Here is a 16,672-nt window from a genome sequence, read left to right on the forward strand (position 1 = left end):
CACCGGGGCCGACGAGGTGTAGCGGCGAGTGCGCGAGCACGCCCGTCCCTGCCCGGCCGGTAGCCGCGCTGACCGGCGAGGACGGGGAGCTCCTCAACACCTGGTGCGACCGGTTCGGAAAGGCTGCCTGATGACACGCCCACGACCAGCGGCGTCGACCTGGCCCGCACCGCCCTGCGCGCGGCTCGCCCACCGCCCGCACGAACGGCGGCGCCGCAGGCTGCGTGCACGGCCAACCTTCTTTTTGTACGGGGGAGTTGGGAGTTGTGAGTGTGCGGTGGAGGCGATCGGGGCATGATCTGACAAATGCATGCCAGGTGTCGGCGGCGTGACCGCCTGACGCCTCCCCTCCCCGAGGAGTCCTCTTGGCGAACACCTTCCTGCGGCGGCTGTCCTTACCCGCCGCGCTCGCCGTCCTGACCGTGGCGGCTTCGGCCTTCGGCGCCGGCACGGCCCACGCGGCCGAACCGGGCGGCCCGTGCGACCCCCGCGTGGACCGGTACGGGCTGTACGAGGTCTCGACCGCCGTCGTCGACCCGGTGCTCACGCACTGGAAGGGCATCACCATCGCCCCCGGCACCACCGGCTCCATCGAGACCACCGTGACCGAGGTCCAGAACGTCAGCACCACGTTCAACGCCTCGACCGAGATCAACTCGGAGGTGGGCGCGTTCTTCGCCAAGGTCTCCATCAAGGTCGGGTTCTCCGTCCAGAACACCAAGTCCAGCACCAGCACGTGGTCCCAGAAGGTCACGCTGAACTTCTCCCGCCCCGGCGACTACGCGGTGTTCAAGGGCACAAACCGCGTCCAGGGCAAAGCCGACGCGTACGTCTGCCTCCCCCGCTACCCCCCGAGCAGCGACCCCGGCGACGGGTACTGGGCCTACGCCTTCGGCTCCCACCCCACCTACAGCACCTTCGACGCCGAAATCGAGGGCACCGTCTCCTGCGACACGCCGGTCTCCCCCGGCACCGTCCAGGAGCTCGCACGCAACAAGCTCGTCTGCCACTGAGCGCCCCGGGGCCGGCCACACCCCTGGCCGGCCCCGGGCTGCGGCGGCGCGCGTGATCGCGAGGTCGGCCATGCGGTGCAGGACGACGGAACACTCGGAGGCCGGCCGGCGGCTGGAACCTGCCTCCGCCCAGCCCCGTGAATCCGATGGGGCAACTGCCGTTGTGCACGAGCACTGGTGTGCTACCCGCCAGCACGTAGCAGGTGTGGACGGTTTCGACGGGTGATGTCGTACGCGGGCTGGGAGGCCTTCCCGCCCGCCTGCTGCCCAAGCTCGATGCCCGCCGCCGTCGCCTGCTGCGCCGATCCCATGGCGATCTTCTGGCGGTCAGTCATAACGTTTTGGTCGCAAGGGGAACAGGGCGCGCCCTGCTGCCGTCCTATAAGGATGCGGAGCACTCGCGTCGGTTCGATCCTAGGGGGAATCGCTGTGGTGGAATCCTGGTTTGCGGTGGAAGCAGGAGGCCCCGATGCTGTCCTCGACCTGCGCGACTGGCTGGCCGACGAGCCGGCGTTCCGCGGCCGGGTTCGCGTCGCGGCGGCGACGCCCGGTCCGGGCGAGCTCGGGTCCTGGTCCGACACCCTCGTCGTGGCGTTGGGGGCGGGCGGCACGCTCACCACTCTCGCCGCCTCGCTCAAGGTGTACCTGAGCCAGCCCCGCACCAGCAGCATCAAGATCAAGACCGTGAAGCCGGACGGTACCCGCACCGAGGTGACGGCCGAGCACGTCGCGCGTGCCGATGTGGAGTCGGTGCTCAAGGCTGCCCTGCACTCCGGTCGGCGGACCGACGACGTTTCGGACTGACCGTGTTCCGGCTTCCCGACGCCTCTCGCTCGTGGGCCGTGCTGATCGGCACCGCGCACTACTCGCACCAGGGCGGGCCTGCGGACGTACCGTCGATCACGAACAACGTGCTGGACTTCCGAGATGTCCTGATCGAAGGACAACCGGGCGCGTTCGCACCCGAGCGCAGCATCACCGTGCTGGACCCGCGACAGCCGAGGGACCTCGGGCTGCCGCTGCTGAACGCGGCGGCAGCCGCCGAGGACGTGCTCCTGGTCTACTACTCCGGCCACGGCCTGATCGGGTCCAAGAAGGGGGAGCTCTACCTCTCACTCACCGAGACCGACCAGAGCATGCCGTCCCTGACGGCCTGCCCGCTCGATGTCATCCGGGAAGCCTTCCAGGCCAGTCCGGCACGCGTGCGGGTACTCATCCTCGACTGCTGCTTCTCCGGCCGCGCGGTCGCGGGCGGGCTGTCCGGGGGCACCCCGCCGGTGGCCGAACAGTTGGAGATCGCCGGCGCGTACACGCTGGTCTCGTCGCCGCCCAACTCGCCCTCCCGCTTCGAGGAGGGCAAACGGCACACCGCCTTCACCGGCGAGTTGCTGCGCGCGCTGCGCAACGGGGTCGACGACGCCGGTCCCGAGGGAGTGTCGCTGGGCGCGCTCTTTCCCCACCTGAGACTCGCGCTGCGCTCGCGGGGGTGGCCGGAACCGGAGCAGTGCGGCACCGACACCGCCGCCAATCTGATCCTCAGCCGCCCGCGGACCAGACGCCCCACTCGGGTGGGCCCGGGCGAAGCCGCCGACAGCCGCCGCGGACCGGTCACGGAAGGCCAAGGGCCGGTCACCGAAAGGCAGCGCTTCCAATCCCTCGTGCAGGCCGGGCGGCGACTCGGCCAGGGCGGCCACGCGCGGTCCGCCGCCTCGGAGCTGGGCAACGTCCTCGACGAGATGACGCAGATCCTGGGCTCCGACGATCCGGACACCCTGGCCGGGCGAATCGAGTACGCCCAGTGGCTGGGCGCCGCCGGCCAGGTCCGCGAGGCGCTGGACCTGTCCACGGCGGCGGTGGGCGCGTTGACCCGGGTGCTCGGCGTCGACAACCGGGTGACGCTCGTCGGCCGTGCCCAGCTCGCCCACTGGACCGGGGAGGCCGGGCAGCCGGTGGAGGCGGCGCGCCTCACCGGCGAGGTGGTCACCGATCTGGTCCGCGCCCTCGGCCCGGACGACCGCGAGACACTACTGGGCCGGGGCCGACTGGCCCATTGGATAGGGGTCTGCGGCGACACCGGCTCCGCCGCTCGGCTCACCGACCTCCTGGTGACGGACCTGCACCGGGTCTTCGGAGCGGAGGATCGCGACACGCTGGTCGGGCGGATCAACCAAGCCCAGTGGACGGGACGGACCGGCCGGACCCGGCAGGCCGTCCGCCTGCTCGACTCCCTCGTCCCCGACCTCTACTGGCTGCTCGGCGCCGACGACCTGCACACACTGATCGGCCGGGCCCGGCTCGGCCAGTGGACCGGCCTGTCGGGTTCGCCCAAGGGCGCCCGCGGGCTGTTCGCGGCGGTGGTGCCGGACCTGAGCCGGGTCGCCGGGCGGGACGCCCGCGAGACGCTCCTCGCACGCAGCCAGCACGCGCACTGGACCGGCGAGGCCGGCGACCCGCGCACGGCGATCGCCCTCTTCCGGCAGCTGCTCGACGACCTGGACTGGATCCTGGGAGAGCAGGACGAGGTGGCCCTGGTGAACCGCGCCCGGCTCGCCCACTGGACCGGTGCGGACGGAGACGTCCGCACCGCGCTCCGCATCTTCCACGAGGTGCTGCCGGACCTGCGCCGGACGCTCGGCCCCGACCACCCCGAGGTCCGTGCGAACGAGGCCCTGCTGGCCCGCTGGCGCCGCCGGGCGGACCGGCGGCTCAGGTCGGAGATCCTCTTCGGTCGCGGACACCGGAGCACCGACCGACGCGGTTTCGGGAAGTGGAGCGATGGCTGAACCCGACGACCGGACCGGCATGCCCGACGGGCTGGCGCCGCTCTCCTCCAGGGACCGCCGGGAGCTGGGTGCCTACCGGCTGCTGGGCCGCCTCGGTGCGGGCGGCATGGGGATCGTGTACCTCGCGCGCTCGGCCACGGGCCGGGCCGCGGCCGTCAAAGTCCTGCGCCCGGAACTGCTGAGCGAGCCGGAGGCGCAAGAACGCTTCCGGCGCGAGATCGCCGTGGTGTCACGGATCCCCGAAGACTTCACGGCGCCGCTCCTGGACGCGGAGGCCGACGAGAACGGCGTCTGGATGGCCACGGCCTTCATCCCCGGGCTCTCCCTCCAGCAGAGCGTCAACGCCTTCGGCCCGTTCCCGGCCGACTCGCTGTACGCGCTGTGGTACGGACTCCTCAGGGCCCTGCACTCCGTGCACGAGGCCGGCGTGGTGCACCGGGATCTCAAACCGTCGAACGTCCTGCTCACCGCGCAGGGCCCGCGACTCATCGACTTCGGGGTCTCGATCATGGCCGACTCGACCAGGCAGACATCGACCGGAGTGATCATCGGAACCCCGGGCTACCTGGCCCCGGAACAGGTCACGGGACGGCCCGTGCGGCCCGAGACCGACGTCTTCGCCCTCGGAATCGTGATGGCCTTCGCAGCGACCGGATCGTCGCCCTTCGACGGGGACAACCTCGTCAACGTGATCTACAACGTGCTCCACGGCGAGCCCCGGCTGTCCTCGCTGCCCGCGGACCTCGACGGCTGGGTCCGTACCTGCCTGAGCAAGGACCCCGCCCACCGGCCAACAGCCGAGGGCCTGCTCAGATCGCTCTCCGACCGCCGAATCACCACCGCGCAGCGGCAGCTCGCCCACGGAGACTGGCTACCCGACGCCATCTCCCGCGCCACGCTGCGGCGCGCACAGCTCGTCCTCGACCTCGACCGCCCGTACCAGCACTCACCGGACCGGGCCCTGGAACCGCCGCCGAATCCCGCCACGGCCGAGACGATCCTGCGACCCGCTCCAGGAGGGCCGACCGTACGACTCCGACCAGTCGGCATGCCGACCGGGGCGGTCCTGCCCCTGCCACCTCGGGACACGACGACCGTGCGCCTCGGCACACACGGGTACCCGCAGCCCGCACCGCAGCCCGCACCGCGACCCGAGCAGCCGCCCGCGTTGCCGGCCCCCCCACCGAACCCCCCGCCGAACCCCCCACCGATTCCCCCCTCTGCCTACCTGCCCGCATTGCTGCCACCGCCGCCCGCGGAGCCCCCGGGTGGACCAGGCTCAGCCCCCGAGGTCCTGCTGCGCACCTTCGCCTCCCCCATGGAGGCCGAACTTCCGCCGCCTCCCCGCACCGGCCTGCGCCGCCGCTGGTTCCGCCGCCTGTCTGCCTGGCGCGCCCGAGGATGACCGCCCGTCCCGTCCCGCTCGACATCCCGGTCGACGTCCATGCCGACAGCCCATGAACCGGCACGACCAGGTCTGAGCATGACGAACGCCCCGTACCAGAGCGGTACGGGGCGTCGCGCTGCGAACGTCAGGCAGGGCGGATGTGCTCGGCCTGGGGGCCCTTCTGGCCCTGGGTGACGTCGAAGGTCACCTTCTGGCCCTCCTGGAGCTCACGGAAGCCCTGCGAGTCGATGTTGGAGTAGTGGGCGAAGACGTCCGGGCCGCCGCCGTCCTGCTCGATGAAACCGAAGCCCTTCTCGGCGTTGAACCACTTCACGATGCCGGTGGCCATGTGCTGCTCCCTGGTCGGGGACGGGATACGCGCTGGTGCGTACCCCTGGGGTTGAGGTGATCGCCCTGGTCCTCCGACTGCCGATGCTGCGGTACTTCGGATCCACGACTGCTGACTCAAACGATACCCACGACAGCAAGGATCATGCAGCCGCTCGGCCCGCGAGATCGCCGGGGCAGTGGTGCTACTTCTGCCAGCCGATGGTCTCGGGCAGCGGGCTGTAGAAGATGGTGGCGCCGACGTTGGCGAGGCCCTTCCTGATGCCGTAGGTGGAGGGGCCGCTGTAGAGCGGCAGGAAGGCGTACTGCTGGAGGGCCTTCTGCTCGACCTTGTTGACGGCCGCGATCTGCTGGCCGAGGTCGGCGATCTCGCCGGTGGCGCGGATCTCCTTGTCCAGCTCGGGAGTGCCGGTTCCGGTGATGTTGGAGTCGCGGTCCGAGCAGTAGAAGTCGCACAGGTAACGCGCGCCGAAGGGGTCCGTCGAGCGGTTGCCGGAGATGAACAGGTCGAAGCGGCGGTCGCTGAGCACCTTGGAGAAGTCGTTCTCGGAGACCTTGTTGACGTTCACCTTCACGCCGACGGCCTTGAGCATCGCGGTGAACGCTCCGGCGGTGGCCTTCTCGATGGGGTCGTCGCCGAGCAGGGTGTAGCCGAGTTCGAGTTGCTTGCCGTCCTTGGCGCGGATGCCGTCGGCTCCGGGCTTCCAGCCGGCCGCGTCCAGGGTCTTCCGTGCCTCCTGCGGGTCGTACTTCAGGACAGCGGCGACGTTGTCCTGGTAGCCCTGCTGGAAGCTGTAGAGCACCGCCGAGCCGGGCAGCGGCTCCGTGTAGTCGAGGCCCTGGAACCGGATCTTCGTTATCTGCGGACGGTCGATGCTCTCCTGCACCGCCTTGCGGACCTGGACGTCGCCGAGGAACGGGGACTTGGCGTTGAGGTACAGCGCGTACTCGAAGGGGCTGCCGCCGCTGCGGATCTCGGCGTCCTTGACGGTCTTCACCTGCTTGAGGTTCTCCGCGGTCCCGACGGGGGCGTAGTCGAGTTCGCCGTTCTTGAAGGCGTTGATCGAGGCGGCGCTCTCCAGGTTGACGTAGACGCGCTTGTCGAGCTTGCCCGGCCGGCCCCACCAGTTGGGGTTGCGCACGAAGGTGATGTTGCCGGAGTGGTCGTCCCAGGTGCCCACGGTGTACGGTCCGGTGCCCCATTCGGGGTGGGCCGTCTTGACGTACGCCTTGTTGAAGTTGTCGACGGTGGCGGCCTGGGGGTGCAGGAAGGTGGTGAACAGCGCGGACCAGGAGGCGTTGACGCCCTTGAAGGCGATGACCGCCTGTTTGTCGTCGGCGCCCCGGGTGACGGAGGTGATGCGGTCGTAGCCGTCGGTGGAGGAGGCCGCGTAGTCCTTGTCCGAGCCGTTGTCGGCCTTCCAGGTGGCCTCGATGGCCCGCCAGTCGATGGGGGTGCCGTCGTTGAAGACGGCCTTGGGGTTGAGGGTGATGACGACCTTCTGGTCGCCGCCCTCGACGGAGACCTTCACGTCGCTGTAGTAGTCCGGGTTGTACTGGACCTCGCCGGTTGGCGAGTAGGTGATGGCGCGGGCGTTGTACCAGGCCCAGATCCGCGAGGCGTTCAGGGTGCCGTTGACGTTGAAGGGGTTGCCCTGCTCGTCGAAGGTGCCCGCGGTGGTGTAGGTGCCGCCGTCCTTGATGTTCTCGTACGGCTGGGGGTTGTAGTCGGTGACCGAGGACGCGGCCTTGGCGGCGTTCGTGGCGTTCGTGGCGTTCGTGGCGTTCGTGGCGTTCGGCCCGGAGGATCCGCCGGAGGGTCCGCCGGAGGAGGACGAGGAGGAGCACGCGGTGGCGGCGACCGCGACGGCCGCGGCGAGCGCGAGGGGCAGGGCGAGCTTCCGGCGCATGGGATGTCCTTGGTGGGAATCGGTGAGAAGGGGGGGCGGGGCAGGGCGGGTGTCAGACCGCGTGGCAGGCGTACTGGTGGTCGGAGCCGTCCGGGGCGCCGACGGTCGCCGGCCGCTCGGTGCGGCAGCGGGTCCGTACGCTCTCGTCGGCCTCCCGGTACAGCGGGCAGCGGTCGACGAACACACAGCCCTCCGGCAGCCGGGTGGCACTGGGCTGCTCGCCCGCGAGGACGATGCGCTCGCGGTGGCGCTCGCGCTCCGGGTCGGGCACCGGGATCGCCGACAGCAGGGCCTGGGTGTACGGGTGCCGGGGCCGGGCGAAGATCTCCTCGGTGGCACCGGACTCGACGATGTGTCCGAGGTACATCACCGCGATGCGGTCGGAGACGTAGCGCACCACGGCCAGGTCGTGGGCCACCAGCAGGTACGCCAGGCCCAGTTCGCGCTTCAGCCGGGCGAGCAGGTTGATGATCTCGGCCTGCACGGAGACGTCCAGCGCGGACAGCGGCTCGTCCAGGGCCAGGATCTTCGGCTCGCGGGCCAGGGCCCGGGCGATGCCGACGCGCTGGCGCTGGCCTCCGGACAGGGCGGCGGGGAAGCGGTCGCCCAGGGCGCGGTCCAGGCCCACCAGGTCCAGGAGACGGGTGACCCGGGACCGGATGGCCGTCCGGTCGGCACCGGCGGCCTGGAGCGGTTCGGCCAGCAGGTCGAAGACGGTCAGGCGGGGGTCCAGGGCGTCCGTCGGGTCCTGGAGGACGATCTGGACGTCGCGCCGCAGCTCGCGCACCTGGGCCGCCGACCGCAGCGTGGCGACGTCGGTGCCGGCCACTTCGATGCGGCCGCCCTCGGGGGCGCGCAGCCGCAGCACCTCGCGCAGCGTGGTGGTCTTGCCGCTGCCGGACTCCCCCACCAGGCCCAGGGTCTCGCCCGCGCGCAGTTCGAAGCTGACGTGGTTGACCGCGTGCAGGGTTCCCACCCGGCGCTTGAGGAGGGCCCCCTTGGTGACGGGGAAGGTCTTGACCAGGTCCTCCACGCGCAGGACCACCTCGCCCGCGGTCCGCTCTCCGGCGCGGGCCGGCGGCACGGCAGCGGCGCGCCCGGCCGGGTCGAGGGTTCCGTCGGCGATCTCCCCCGCACGGTGGCAGGCGACGTGTCCGACGGGTCCGATGTGTCCGACGTGTCCGTGCTGCCCGCCCGGTACGGTCAGGGCCGGTTCGGTCAGGGCCGGTGCGGTCAGGGCCGGTATGGTCAGGGCCGGTTCGGTGGTCCGGCACACGTCCAGGGCCACCGCGCAGCGGGGCGCGAAAGGGCAGCCGCCGGGCAGGCCGACCAGGGAGGGCGGCTCGCCGCCGACCGGGATCAGGGGCCGTTCGACGCCGCTGTCCACGGTGGGGACGCTGGCCAGCAGCCGGGCGGTATAGGGCATCGTGGGACGGCGGAAGAGCTCGTCGACGCTCGCGTGCTCGACGATCCGTCCGGCGTACATGACGGCGACGTCGTCGGCGTGGCCCGCCACCACGCCCAGGTCGTGGGTGATCAGGACGAGGCCGGCGCCGGTCTCGCGCTGGGCCAGGCGCAGCACGTCGAGGATCTGCGCCTGAACGGTGACGTCGAGCGCCGTGGTGGGCTCGTCGGCGACGAGGACCGAGGGCTTGTTGGCGATGGCCAGGGCGATGACGACACGTTGGCGCATGCCGCCGGAGAACTCGTGCGGGAACGACTTGGCGCGTTCGCGCGGGTCGGGGATGCCGACCAGGTCGAGCAGTTCCACCGCCTGCTCCCACGCGTCCTTCTTCGACAGTTCCCGGTGCACGCGCAGGGCCTGGGAGAGCAGCCGGCCGACGCTGAAGATGGGCGTGAGCGCGGACATCGGGTCCTGGAAGACCATGCCGATGTCCTTGCCGCGCACCCGGGAGAGGCCCTTGTCGTCCATCGCCGCCAGGTCGCGGCCGCCCAGCAGGATCCGGCCGCCGAGGCGCGCGGTGGGCGGCAGCAGGCCCATGACGGCGAGGGCGGTGGCGGACTTGCCCGAGCCGGACTCGCCGACGATGCCCAGGGTGCGCCCGGGCAGCAGATCGAAGCCGATGCCGCGCACGGCCTCCACCGGTCCGGCCTCGGAGGGGAAGGAGACGCTCAGGTCGCGTACGGACAGGACGGGTGCGGGCTCGGTGGGCCCGGCCGGGGAGCCGGCCACGGGCCCGGTGCGGCGGGCGGGTGCGAGGGTCATCGTCGGCCTCCTGCCGCGGCGGTGGTGGACGTGGGGTCGAGGGCGTCGCGCAGGCCGTCGCCGACGAAGGTCATCGAGACGGTGAGCAGGACGGTCAGCCCGGCGGGGAAGGCGAAGAGCCAGGGGGCGCTGGTGATGGTGCCCGCACCGTCGGCGAGCATCGTGCCCAGCGACACGTCCGGGGTCTGCACGCCGAAGCCCAGGAAGGACAGCGCGGTCTCGCTGAGCACGGTGGAGACCACGCCCAGGGTGAGGTTGACGATGAGCAGGGAGCCCAGGTTCGGGATGATGTGGCGCACCACGATGCGCAGGGGGCGCACGCCCATGAACTCCGCGGCGCGCACGTAGTCGCGCTCGCGCAGGGACGTCGACACCGACCAGACCACGCGCGCGGTGGACATCCAGCCGAACACCGTCAGCACGAGGATGAGGACCCGCCAGTCGCCCGCCAGCCGGTGCGAGACCAGGGCGAGGATGAGGAAGGAGGGCACGATCAGCAGGAAGTGGACGACGGCGAGGGTGGCCTTCTCCACCCGGCCCCCGAAGTAGGCCGCGCCCGCGCCCACGACCGCGGCGATGGCGACGGTCAGCACGGACACGCTCACCGCGATCACCAGCGAGCGCTGGAGGCCGTGCACGGCGGCGGCGTAGACGTCGTTGCCGCCCTGGTTGGTGCCGAACCAGTGCTCGGCGCCGGGGGCCTGGGTCAGTGCCGAGAAGTCGGCGTCCGCGTAGCCGTACGGGGTGAACAGGTCGCCGAGCGCGCTGAACAGCACGAGCAGCAGGAAGATCACCACGCCGGCGACGGCGATCCGGTTGCGCAGGAAGCGCCGCAGGTAGAGACGGCGCCGGCCCAGGTAGTGCCCGTCGTGCCCGTCTTGCACGTCGCGCACGTCGCGCACGTCGCGCACGTCATGCTCAGCGTGCCCGGTGGGCCCGTCGTGCCCGGTGGGCGGCGGATCGGTGGCTCGCGCGGGTGCGGTGGCGAGTACGTCTTCGGAGGTCGCGTCGGGACTCACAGGGGTGCCCATCTCAGCTCACCCGCACTCTCGGGTCGAGGAGAACGGTGGCGATGTCCGCGAGGATCGCGCCGATCGCGGTCAGGGCGGCGGCGAAGGCGGCGGTCGCCACGGTGCCGTGCACGTCGTTCTTGCTGATGGTCTGGATGAAGTACTGGCCCATGCCGTTCCAGCCGAAGATCGTCTCTGTGAGGACCGCGCCGGTGAAGACGGCCGGGATGCTGAAGGCCACGGACTGTGCGGTGGGGATCAGGGCGGTGCGCAGGGCGTGCCGGCGGATCGCCTGGGCCCGGGTGAGCCCGGCGGCCCGGGCGGTGCGCACGAAGTCGGAGCCGATGACGTCCAGCAGCAGGGAGCGCTGGGTGAGGTGGTAGCCCACGTACCCCGTCAGGGTGAGCGTCAGCGTCGGCAGGATCAGGTGCAGCAGCCGGTCACCGGCCGTCGCCCAAAATCCTTCCACGCCGGGCGAGTTCTCCCCCGCGACGTACAGGAAGTGCCAACCGGCGTGCTCGTTCAGCTGGATGGCCAGCAGCACCAGGGCGAGGGCGGCGATGGACACCGGGACGTTGAACAGCGCCATGGAGAGGGCCTGGGCGGCCCGGTCCCTCCAGCCGTACTGGTGCGAGGCGGTGTGGACCGCGAGGGCGACGCCGACGACGACCGACAGGACCGTCGCGCCGATCACCAGTTCGGCGCTGACGAGGGAGCGGTAGCCGATCTCCCCGTTCACCTGGACCCCGACCGGGGAGCGGCCCCAGTCGAAGTGCAGGACCACGCTGGTCAGCCAGTCCCACCAGCGGTGGAGCAGCGGCTCGTGCGGGTCGAGGTTGTAGGGGGCCAGGGCCCGGGATATCTGCTCCTCGGTGCGGACCGGGCGCAGTTCCTTGAAGTTCGAGCGCGGGTCGAGGAACCAACTGGCGAGGAAGTACGTGGCGTTGGTGGCCATGGCGATCACCAGGAACCAGCCCGCCGCCCTGCGTGTCACGTACCGGAGCACGGACGGCACCTCCCCACCAGGTGCGGCGGGTGCGCCTGGGGAACGCCGGGTCTGGGGGGGGTACGCATGCCCGTAGAACTTCCTGGGGTGAGAGTCGAGTGCACGATCGTGCAGATGTGAGTCTGTGCACGACTGGTGCGCGACGCCAGTGATCTGGGCATATGGACATGGGAACGAAACACCCCCGCAGCAAAGAGGCGTTGAACCCGCTCCCCCGTTCACATTCGCAGGGGGGGTGCCCTCGCGGAGGCGTGTCAGGGGGCGGGCCTGGTACGCAGGGTGCGGTCGGCGAGGGTCGTCAGGACCAGGACGACGCCGACGCCGACCATGATCCAGGCGATGAGGTGCATGCCGGGGTCGGAGACGCGGATGCGGAAGACGATGCCGGTGGTTGCGGAAGCGGCGATCGAGCCGAGGTAGCCGAAGGTGCGCAGCAGGCCGGAGGCGGTGCCGAGTTGTTCGGCGGGGGCGTGGTCGTAGAGGGCGATCTGGTTGCCCGCGCCGGACGTGCCCATGGCGACGCCGAAGACGAGAGTGACCACCACGACCCATCCGATCCAGCCCGAGGCGCTGAGCAGCAGTACGCCGGCGGAGCCGATGAGGCAGGCCAGGGCCGCTGCTACGACCGGTCCGCGCACCCGGTTGCGCCGGGAGACGAGCGAGATCACCGGACCGGACACGAGCGTCATGGGCAACAGGAGCAGTCCGGCTTCGGTCTCGGACAGGCCCCGGACGCTCTGGGCCCACTGGGTGACGCCGTAGAGCACGACGTACGCGCAGAACAGGACCAGGCCGTAGCGAAGATAAGTACTGGTCAGGGCCCGGTTTCCGGCGAGCAGGCGCAGGTCGAGGAACGGGGTCCTGGCCCGCAGCTCCCACAGCACCAGGGCGATCCACAGCACGGCGGAGATCGCCAGCAAGTACCAGCGGGCGTCGGGCAGGGCGAACAGGAACAGCAGCAGCGCGATCATCGCGGCGGCGAACCCGGCGATGCCGATGACATCCAGGCCGGCCGCGACGTCACGGGCGCGTCGGCTGCGGTCCGGTGGGCTGTCGGGTCGGCTGTCAGGTGGGCTGTCAGGTGGGCTGTCAGGTGGGCTGTCGGGTCGGCTGTCGGGTGGGACCCAGGCCAATGTCGTGACCAGCGCGACGAGTGCGACCGGAACGTTGATGAAGAACACGGAACGCCAGCCCAGCACGGCCACCAGGACACCGCCCAGGGGCAGCCCGAGGGAGGCGGTCGCGATGCCGGCGATCTGCAGGCCGCCCAGCACTCCGCCCGGCGGCTTGTCCAGACCGGCGTCCTCGGCGCGGCGGCGGATCAGCAGCATGGCCGTCGGATAGGCGCACGAGGTACCCAACCCGAGCAGTACTCGACTGATCAGGAGGGTCGGAAGGCTGTGGGCGGCGCCGCCCATGAGTCCTCCGACGATGACGAGTCCGATTCCGGCCAGGAACACCCGTCGTGGGCCGAACACCTCGGCGGCCTTGCCTGCGGTGGGCTGGGCGATCGCGCTGGCCAGGTACAGGGCCGTGACCAGGGCGGCGGTCCGCCCGATCGACACGCCGAGTCCGTGGGCGATCGGTACGAGGGCCGTGGCGATCAGCGAGCTGTTGATCGGGTTGAGCGCCGAACCGACGAACAACGGGGTGACGAATCGCCACGAGAACGGACGCCCGGGCGGTATCCCGTTCACCGGCGGGGCGTTGGTCGTCGGCCCGGGGGCAGGCATCAGCATCTCCAGTACGTGGTGGTCGCAGAAGTGCGCGGCCGTCCTCGACCGCCTCACCTTCAACGGCACCATCATGGCGGGGCGGCCGTCGAGGCCGGTCGGTTTGCCGGGACCGGCGTCGCGGTGGTGCAGCTCGGCGTGGATGGCGGCTGCCGGAGGACCGCGCTACCGGGGTCGGTTCGTCGGGCCCAGGCCTGGCAGCGGTGTGGTCCACCAGCGGGCCTTGTACAGCTCGGTTCCGGTCAGGGCGAGCGTCCCGTCGGGGTGGTGGAAGGTGACGGCGGAGGTGCACCAGGAGCAGGGACCCGCGTGATCGGGCGTGATGGTGAGCAGGCGACCGGTAGCGGGCTCACTGCCCACGCTCTTGATCCCGCGGGCTGAGTCCTCCGCGCCCAGCCCGACGGCTTCGAAGCGGTCGAGGTGTGAGTCGTAGCGCCACAGGCGGTCGCCGGTGCTGAGCCAGAACGTCCCCGGCGCGGAGCGCACAGGTGCGAGGTCGTGTCCCCCGACTTCCGGAAGGGGGATGCTGCGTTCGGGGGTGAGGGACGGGATGTCGGGCGTGCCACCGACCCGAAGGGCCAGCAGGGTGTCGTCCCCGAGCACCCAGAGCAGCTCCGCGCCCTCGTCCCACTGCACGGCGTGGGCCCCGTCGAGTTCCTGCTCGGTATAGGTGGTGCTGCGAGGCCCCTCCGAGGCCGCGTACAGCCGCACCCATCCGGCGGTGCTGGCGACCACGGCGACGTTGCCGTCCGGTAGGAGCTCCGCGCTGTGGGGGTTGACGGAAGTGCCGAGGTCCGTGGCCCAGATCGGCGTGCCGGTCGCCGTGTCGACCAGGGCTGCCAAGCCGCCCGAGGCGGTGACCAGGAGGGATCCTTCACCGTCGAGCACCACGTCCCTGGCCTCGGTGGGCCTGGCCCAGCTGCGGGCCGGCTCCAGGTCGGCCAGCCGATCGTCGCCGTCAGCGGTCCACGACCACACCACCGGCAACCGGTCGGCCTCGGGTCCGGCCTCGGGTCCGGCCTCCCGCGCCGTCTCGCCGTCCAGGACGAGAACCTGCCGGGACGCCTGATCGACCGCGACGATCAACGCACTGCCCCGAACGCCGGCCTGCCCGGACCCCGGATCGACCGCATCACCCGGCGCACCACCCGGCACGACTGTCGGCCCGGCCGCCCGATCAGCCGCGATGACCACCGCACTGCCACGAGGTTCTCCGCCGCTGCCGTCCACGGCACGCGGGGCGGGGGTCGAACACGCCGTCAGCACCAGGCCGCCCAGGACGGATCCCAGTCTGAGGCCCGCTCCGGCTCTTGCGCACACTGCCACGTCCCCTTCGCGCCATGATTATCGGACTATCTACTCTGCGTCCCGGCGCCCCGGCCCGGCGCCATCCTCGTCGCAGCGTCCGGGTGAACTCGTCCGCACGGGGCTGTGGGAGGGCTCGCCCCTGCGGGCCGGGCGAATCAGCCGCACGCCCCACTCGGCGAGCTCCCGTACCCGTGGTCAGCACCCGCATCCGCGCGCCGGCGCTGACACCGCGCGCCCGACGTGCCGCCCACGGCTGGAGCCCGCCACCTGGGGAGGGTGGCGGGCTCCTTCGCGTTCGGCTTCCCCGTGCGCGCTCAGGCCCGACGCAGCACCCGGCGCAGCCAGAGGGCGCCGGCTCCGGCGGCCGTCAGGGCAAGGCCGCCGACGGCGAGGCCCGCGGTGTGGTCGGCCCCGGTGGAGGCGAGCTGGACGGATGACGGCGCGGCCGGCTGCGCGGCGTCGGCGACGTGGGCCTGCGGGGTGGACGGCGCGGTGGAGGTGGTGGACGGGTCCGCCGGAGCCGGGGCGCTCGGGGAGGACGCGGAGACCGGCACGGCGGCGCCGGCCGGGGCCGAGGACACCGGGGCCGACGGGGCGGAGGAGGCCGATGGGGCCGAGGAAGAGGACGGGGCCGAGGAGGAGGACGGGCTCGGCCCGGGCGCCTTCGTGGCGGCGGGCAGGACCTGAATCGTCGAGTGGGCAGCGCACTTCGTGGTTCCCCGGAACGGCAGGCCCTCGTTGACGAACACGCACGAGCCGAGCGTGGTGGTGCCCGCCGGAGTCTTCGCGTCATACGACACCCGCACCCGGGCGACGACCTTGCCACCCGACCGGAGGCCGGAGTCACGGCCCTGGAGGTACACGCCGTAGGGGTCGTCGGGCGCGATTCCGGCCACCTTGTCCAGCGTCCGCCAGGCCCCGTCCGCCGTACGCACCTGCACGGTCGCGGACCGGTCCACGAACAGGACGTTACCGAGGTTGGTGTAGTCGGACGGCGTGGGGTTGTCGAGGGTGGCGTCGAACTCGACCGGCGCGCCGCCCGCGACGGCGGTGGTGGGCACGTGGTCGAGCGAGCTCGTGATCGAGGTGACCTTGATCGTGCTGGTCACCTCGGCCTGCGCCGCCTCGTGGGGGTCGACGACGACGGCGGAATGCAGGGCGATGGACCGGAAGCCGCCGTTGGTGGCGCCGTCGTGGGGCAGGCCCATCGGCGCGCCGATCCGCAGGTCGACCCTGAGGGTCCGCCCCGCCGGGACGGTGAGCCCAGGCACCGTCCCGTCGTACACGACACTTCCGGAGGTGTAGGTCATCCCCAGCGGCACCGACTTCCACGTACCGCCGGCCGGGTCCCTGAAGTCGATGACGATCGCGTCCGGCGGCGTTCCGACGTCGGTGACGGTCCGCAGCTCCAGGTGGTAACCGGTGCTCTCCTGGCCCGAGTTGGTGATGTCCTCGGTGAACTCGACCGGCCCACCGGCGAACCCGACCGAGGCCGGGGCCTGGACGGAGAGCGAGGTGTGCGACGGCTCCCCCGCGAAGGCCACCGGGGCGGCGGCCACGACCGATCCGCAGACTGCGGCTACGCCGAGGGCAGCGGCGACGACGATGGCACGACGGGTACGACGGGTACGACGAACATGAACGATGGTGGACACAGTTCTCCCCTGAAACCGTTCTGCGGGCAGGCCGCAGCAGCGCGCTGATGACTGATGGCTGAATGACTGAATGACTGAATGACTGATGGCGAGCGGGCCGCAGCAGGTTTGTGTGCGGCCGGGGGGCGACCACGGCCCCGCTTCTCACTGTCATAGACGTGGAGCCCGGCCAGGGGTTGCAGGCGATCGGAAAGAAATTTCTCCCCGTCTCCGGACACCTGCCGACGACGAACGTCCTCGGCGCAGGAGGAGGCGCCTGGTGCCCACGCGCCCGCAGGTCCGTCACGCCCGG

General features: G+C 71.4%; 12 protein-coding genes. 4 read left to right on the plus strand and 8 right to left on the minus strand.

Going from position 1 to position 16,672, the window contains the following annotated elements:
- Window positions 1–365: 365 nt before the first annotated feature.
- From ACFVX9_RS16665 to ACFVX9_RS16680, 4 genes are all read left to right on the plus strand, one after another.
- Window positions 366–1,013, plus strand: a complete 648-nt coding sequence (locus ACFVX9_RS16665; protein ID WP_063352637.1) for a hypothetical protein — start codon at window positions 366–368, stop codon at window positions 1,011–1,013.
- Between the two features lie 450 nt (window positions 1,014–1,463).
- The gene (locus ACFVX9_RS16670) at window positions 1,464–1,817 is read left to right on the plus strand and encodes a hypothetical protein (RefSeq protein ID WP_387982208.1); all 354 of its coding nucleotides are present in this window, start codon (window positions 1,464–1,466) and stop codon (window positions 1,815–1,817) included.
- Window positions 1,818–1,855: 38 nt separating this feature from the next.
- Window positions 1,856–3,796 (plus strand): tetratricopeptide repeat protein, encoded by a 1,941-nt coding sequence (locus ACFVX9_RS16675; protein ID WP_387982209.1) that lies wholly within the window; start codon window positions 1,856–1,858, stop codon window positions 3,794–3,796.
- Complete coding sequence (locus ACFVX9_RS16680; RefSeq protein ID WP_387982211.1) at window positions 3,789–5,201, plus strand: serine/threonine-protein kinase; 1,413 nt, start codon at window positions 3,789–3,791, stop codon at window positions 5,199–5,201. The genes ACFVX9_RS16675 and ACFVX9_RS16680 overlap by 8 nt, the downstream gene beginning before the upstream one ends.
- A gap of 127 nt (window positions 5,202–5,328) precedes the next feature.
- On the opposite strand, the gene ACFVX9_RS16685 is transcribed toward ACFVX9_RS16680, so the two are convergent.
- The 8 genes from ACFVX9_RS16685 to ACFVX9_RS16720 all read right to left on the minus strand — a co-directional run bounded on the left by ACFVX9_RS16685 (window position 5,329) and on the right by ACFVX9_RS16720 (window position 16,284).
- On the minus strand, window positions 5,329–5,532 hold the full coding sequence (locus tag ACFVX9_RS16685) for a cold-shock protein (protein ID WP_063352633.1): 204 nt from the start codon (window positions 5,530–5,532) through the stop codon (window positions 5,329–5,331).
- Window positions 5,533–5,716: 184 nt separating this feature from the next.
- Window positions 5,717–7,441, minus strand: a complete 1,725-nt coding sequence (locus ACFVX9_RS16690; RefSeq protein WP_387982213.1) for an ABC transporter family substrate-binding protein — start codon at window positions 7,439–7,441, stop codon at window positions 5,717–5,719.
- Window positions 7,442–7,493: 52 nt separating this feature from the next.
- Window positions 7,494–9,668: a dipeptide ABC transporter ATP-binding protein gene (locus tag ACFVX9_RS16695; protein ID WP_387982215.1), complete on the minus strand. Its 2,175-nt coding sequence runs from the start codon at window positions 9,666–9,668 to the stop codon at window positions 7,494–7,496.
- Window positions 9,665–10,699, minus strand: coding sequence for an ABC transporter permease (locus ACFVX9_RS16700; RefSeq protein WP_380486407.1), 1,035 nt, complete (start codon window positions 10,697–10,699; stop codon window positions 9,665–9,667). The genes ACFVX9_RS16695 and ACFVX9_RS16700 overlap by 4 nt, the downstream gene beginning before the upstream one ends.
- A 1-nt stretch (window position 10,700) precedes the next feature.
- A complete protein-coding gene (locus tag ACFVX9_RS16705) occupies window positions 10,701–11,684 on the minus strand; it encodes an ABC transporter permease (RefSeq protein ID WP_387982217.1) in 984 nt (327 codons plus the stop codon).
- 254 nt (window positions 11,685–11,938) lie between these two features.
- The gene (locus tag ACFVX9_RS16710) at window positions 11,939–13,474 is read right to left on the minus strand and encodes an MFS transporter (protein ID WP_387982248.1); all 1,536 of its coding nucleotides are present in this window, start codon (window positions 13,472–13,474) and stop codon (window positions 11,939–11,941) included.
- Between the two features lie 108 nt (window positions 13,475–13,582).
- The gene (locus ACFVX9_RS16715; RefSeq protein ID WP_387982218.1) at window positions 13,583–14,503 is read right to left on the minus strand and encodes a DUF6528 family protein; all 921 of its coding nucleotides are present in this window, start codon (window positions 14,501–14,503) and stop codon (window positions 13,583–13,585) included.
- A gap of 536 nt (window positions 14,504–15,039) precedes the next feature.
- Entirely contained in the window at window positions 15,040–16,284 is a 1,245-nt protein-coding gene (locus ACFVX9_RS16720) for a hypothetical protein (protein WP_387982220.1), read from the minus strand.
- Window positions 16,285–16,672 lie beyond the last annotated feature (388 nt).

This window comes from Kitasatospora sp. NPDC058243, assembly GCF_042882025.1.
GTDB lineage: Bacteria > Actinomycetota > Actinomycetes > Streptomycetales > Streptomycetaceae > Kitasatospora.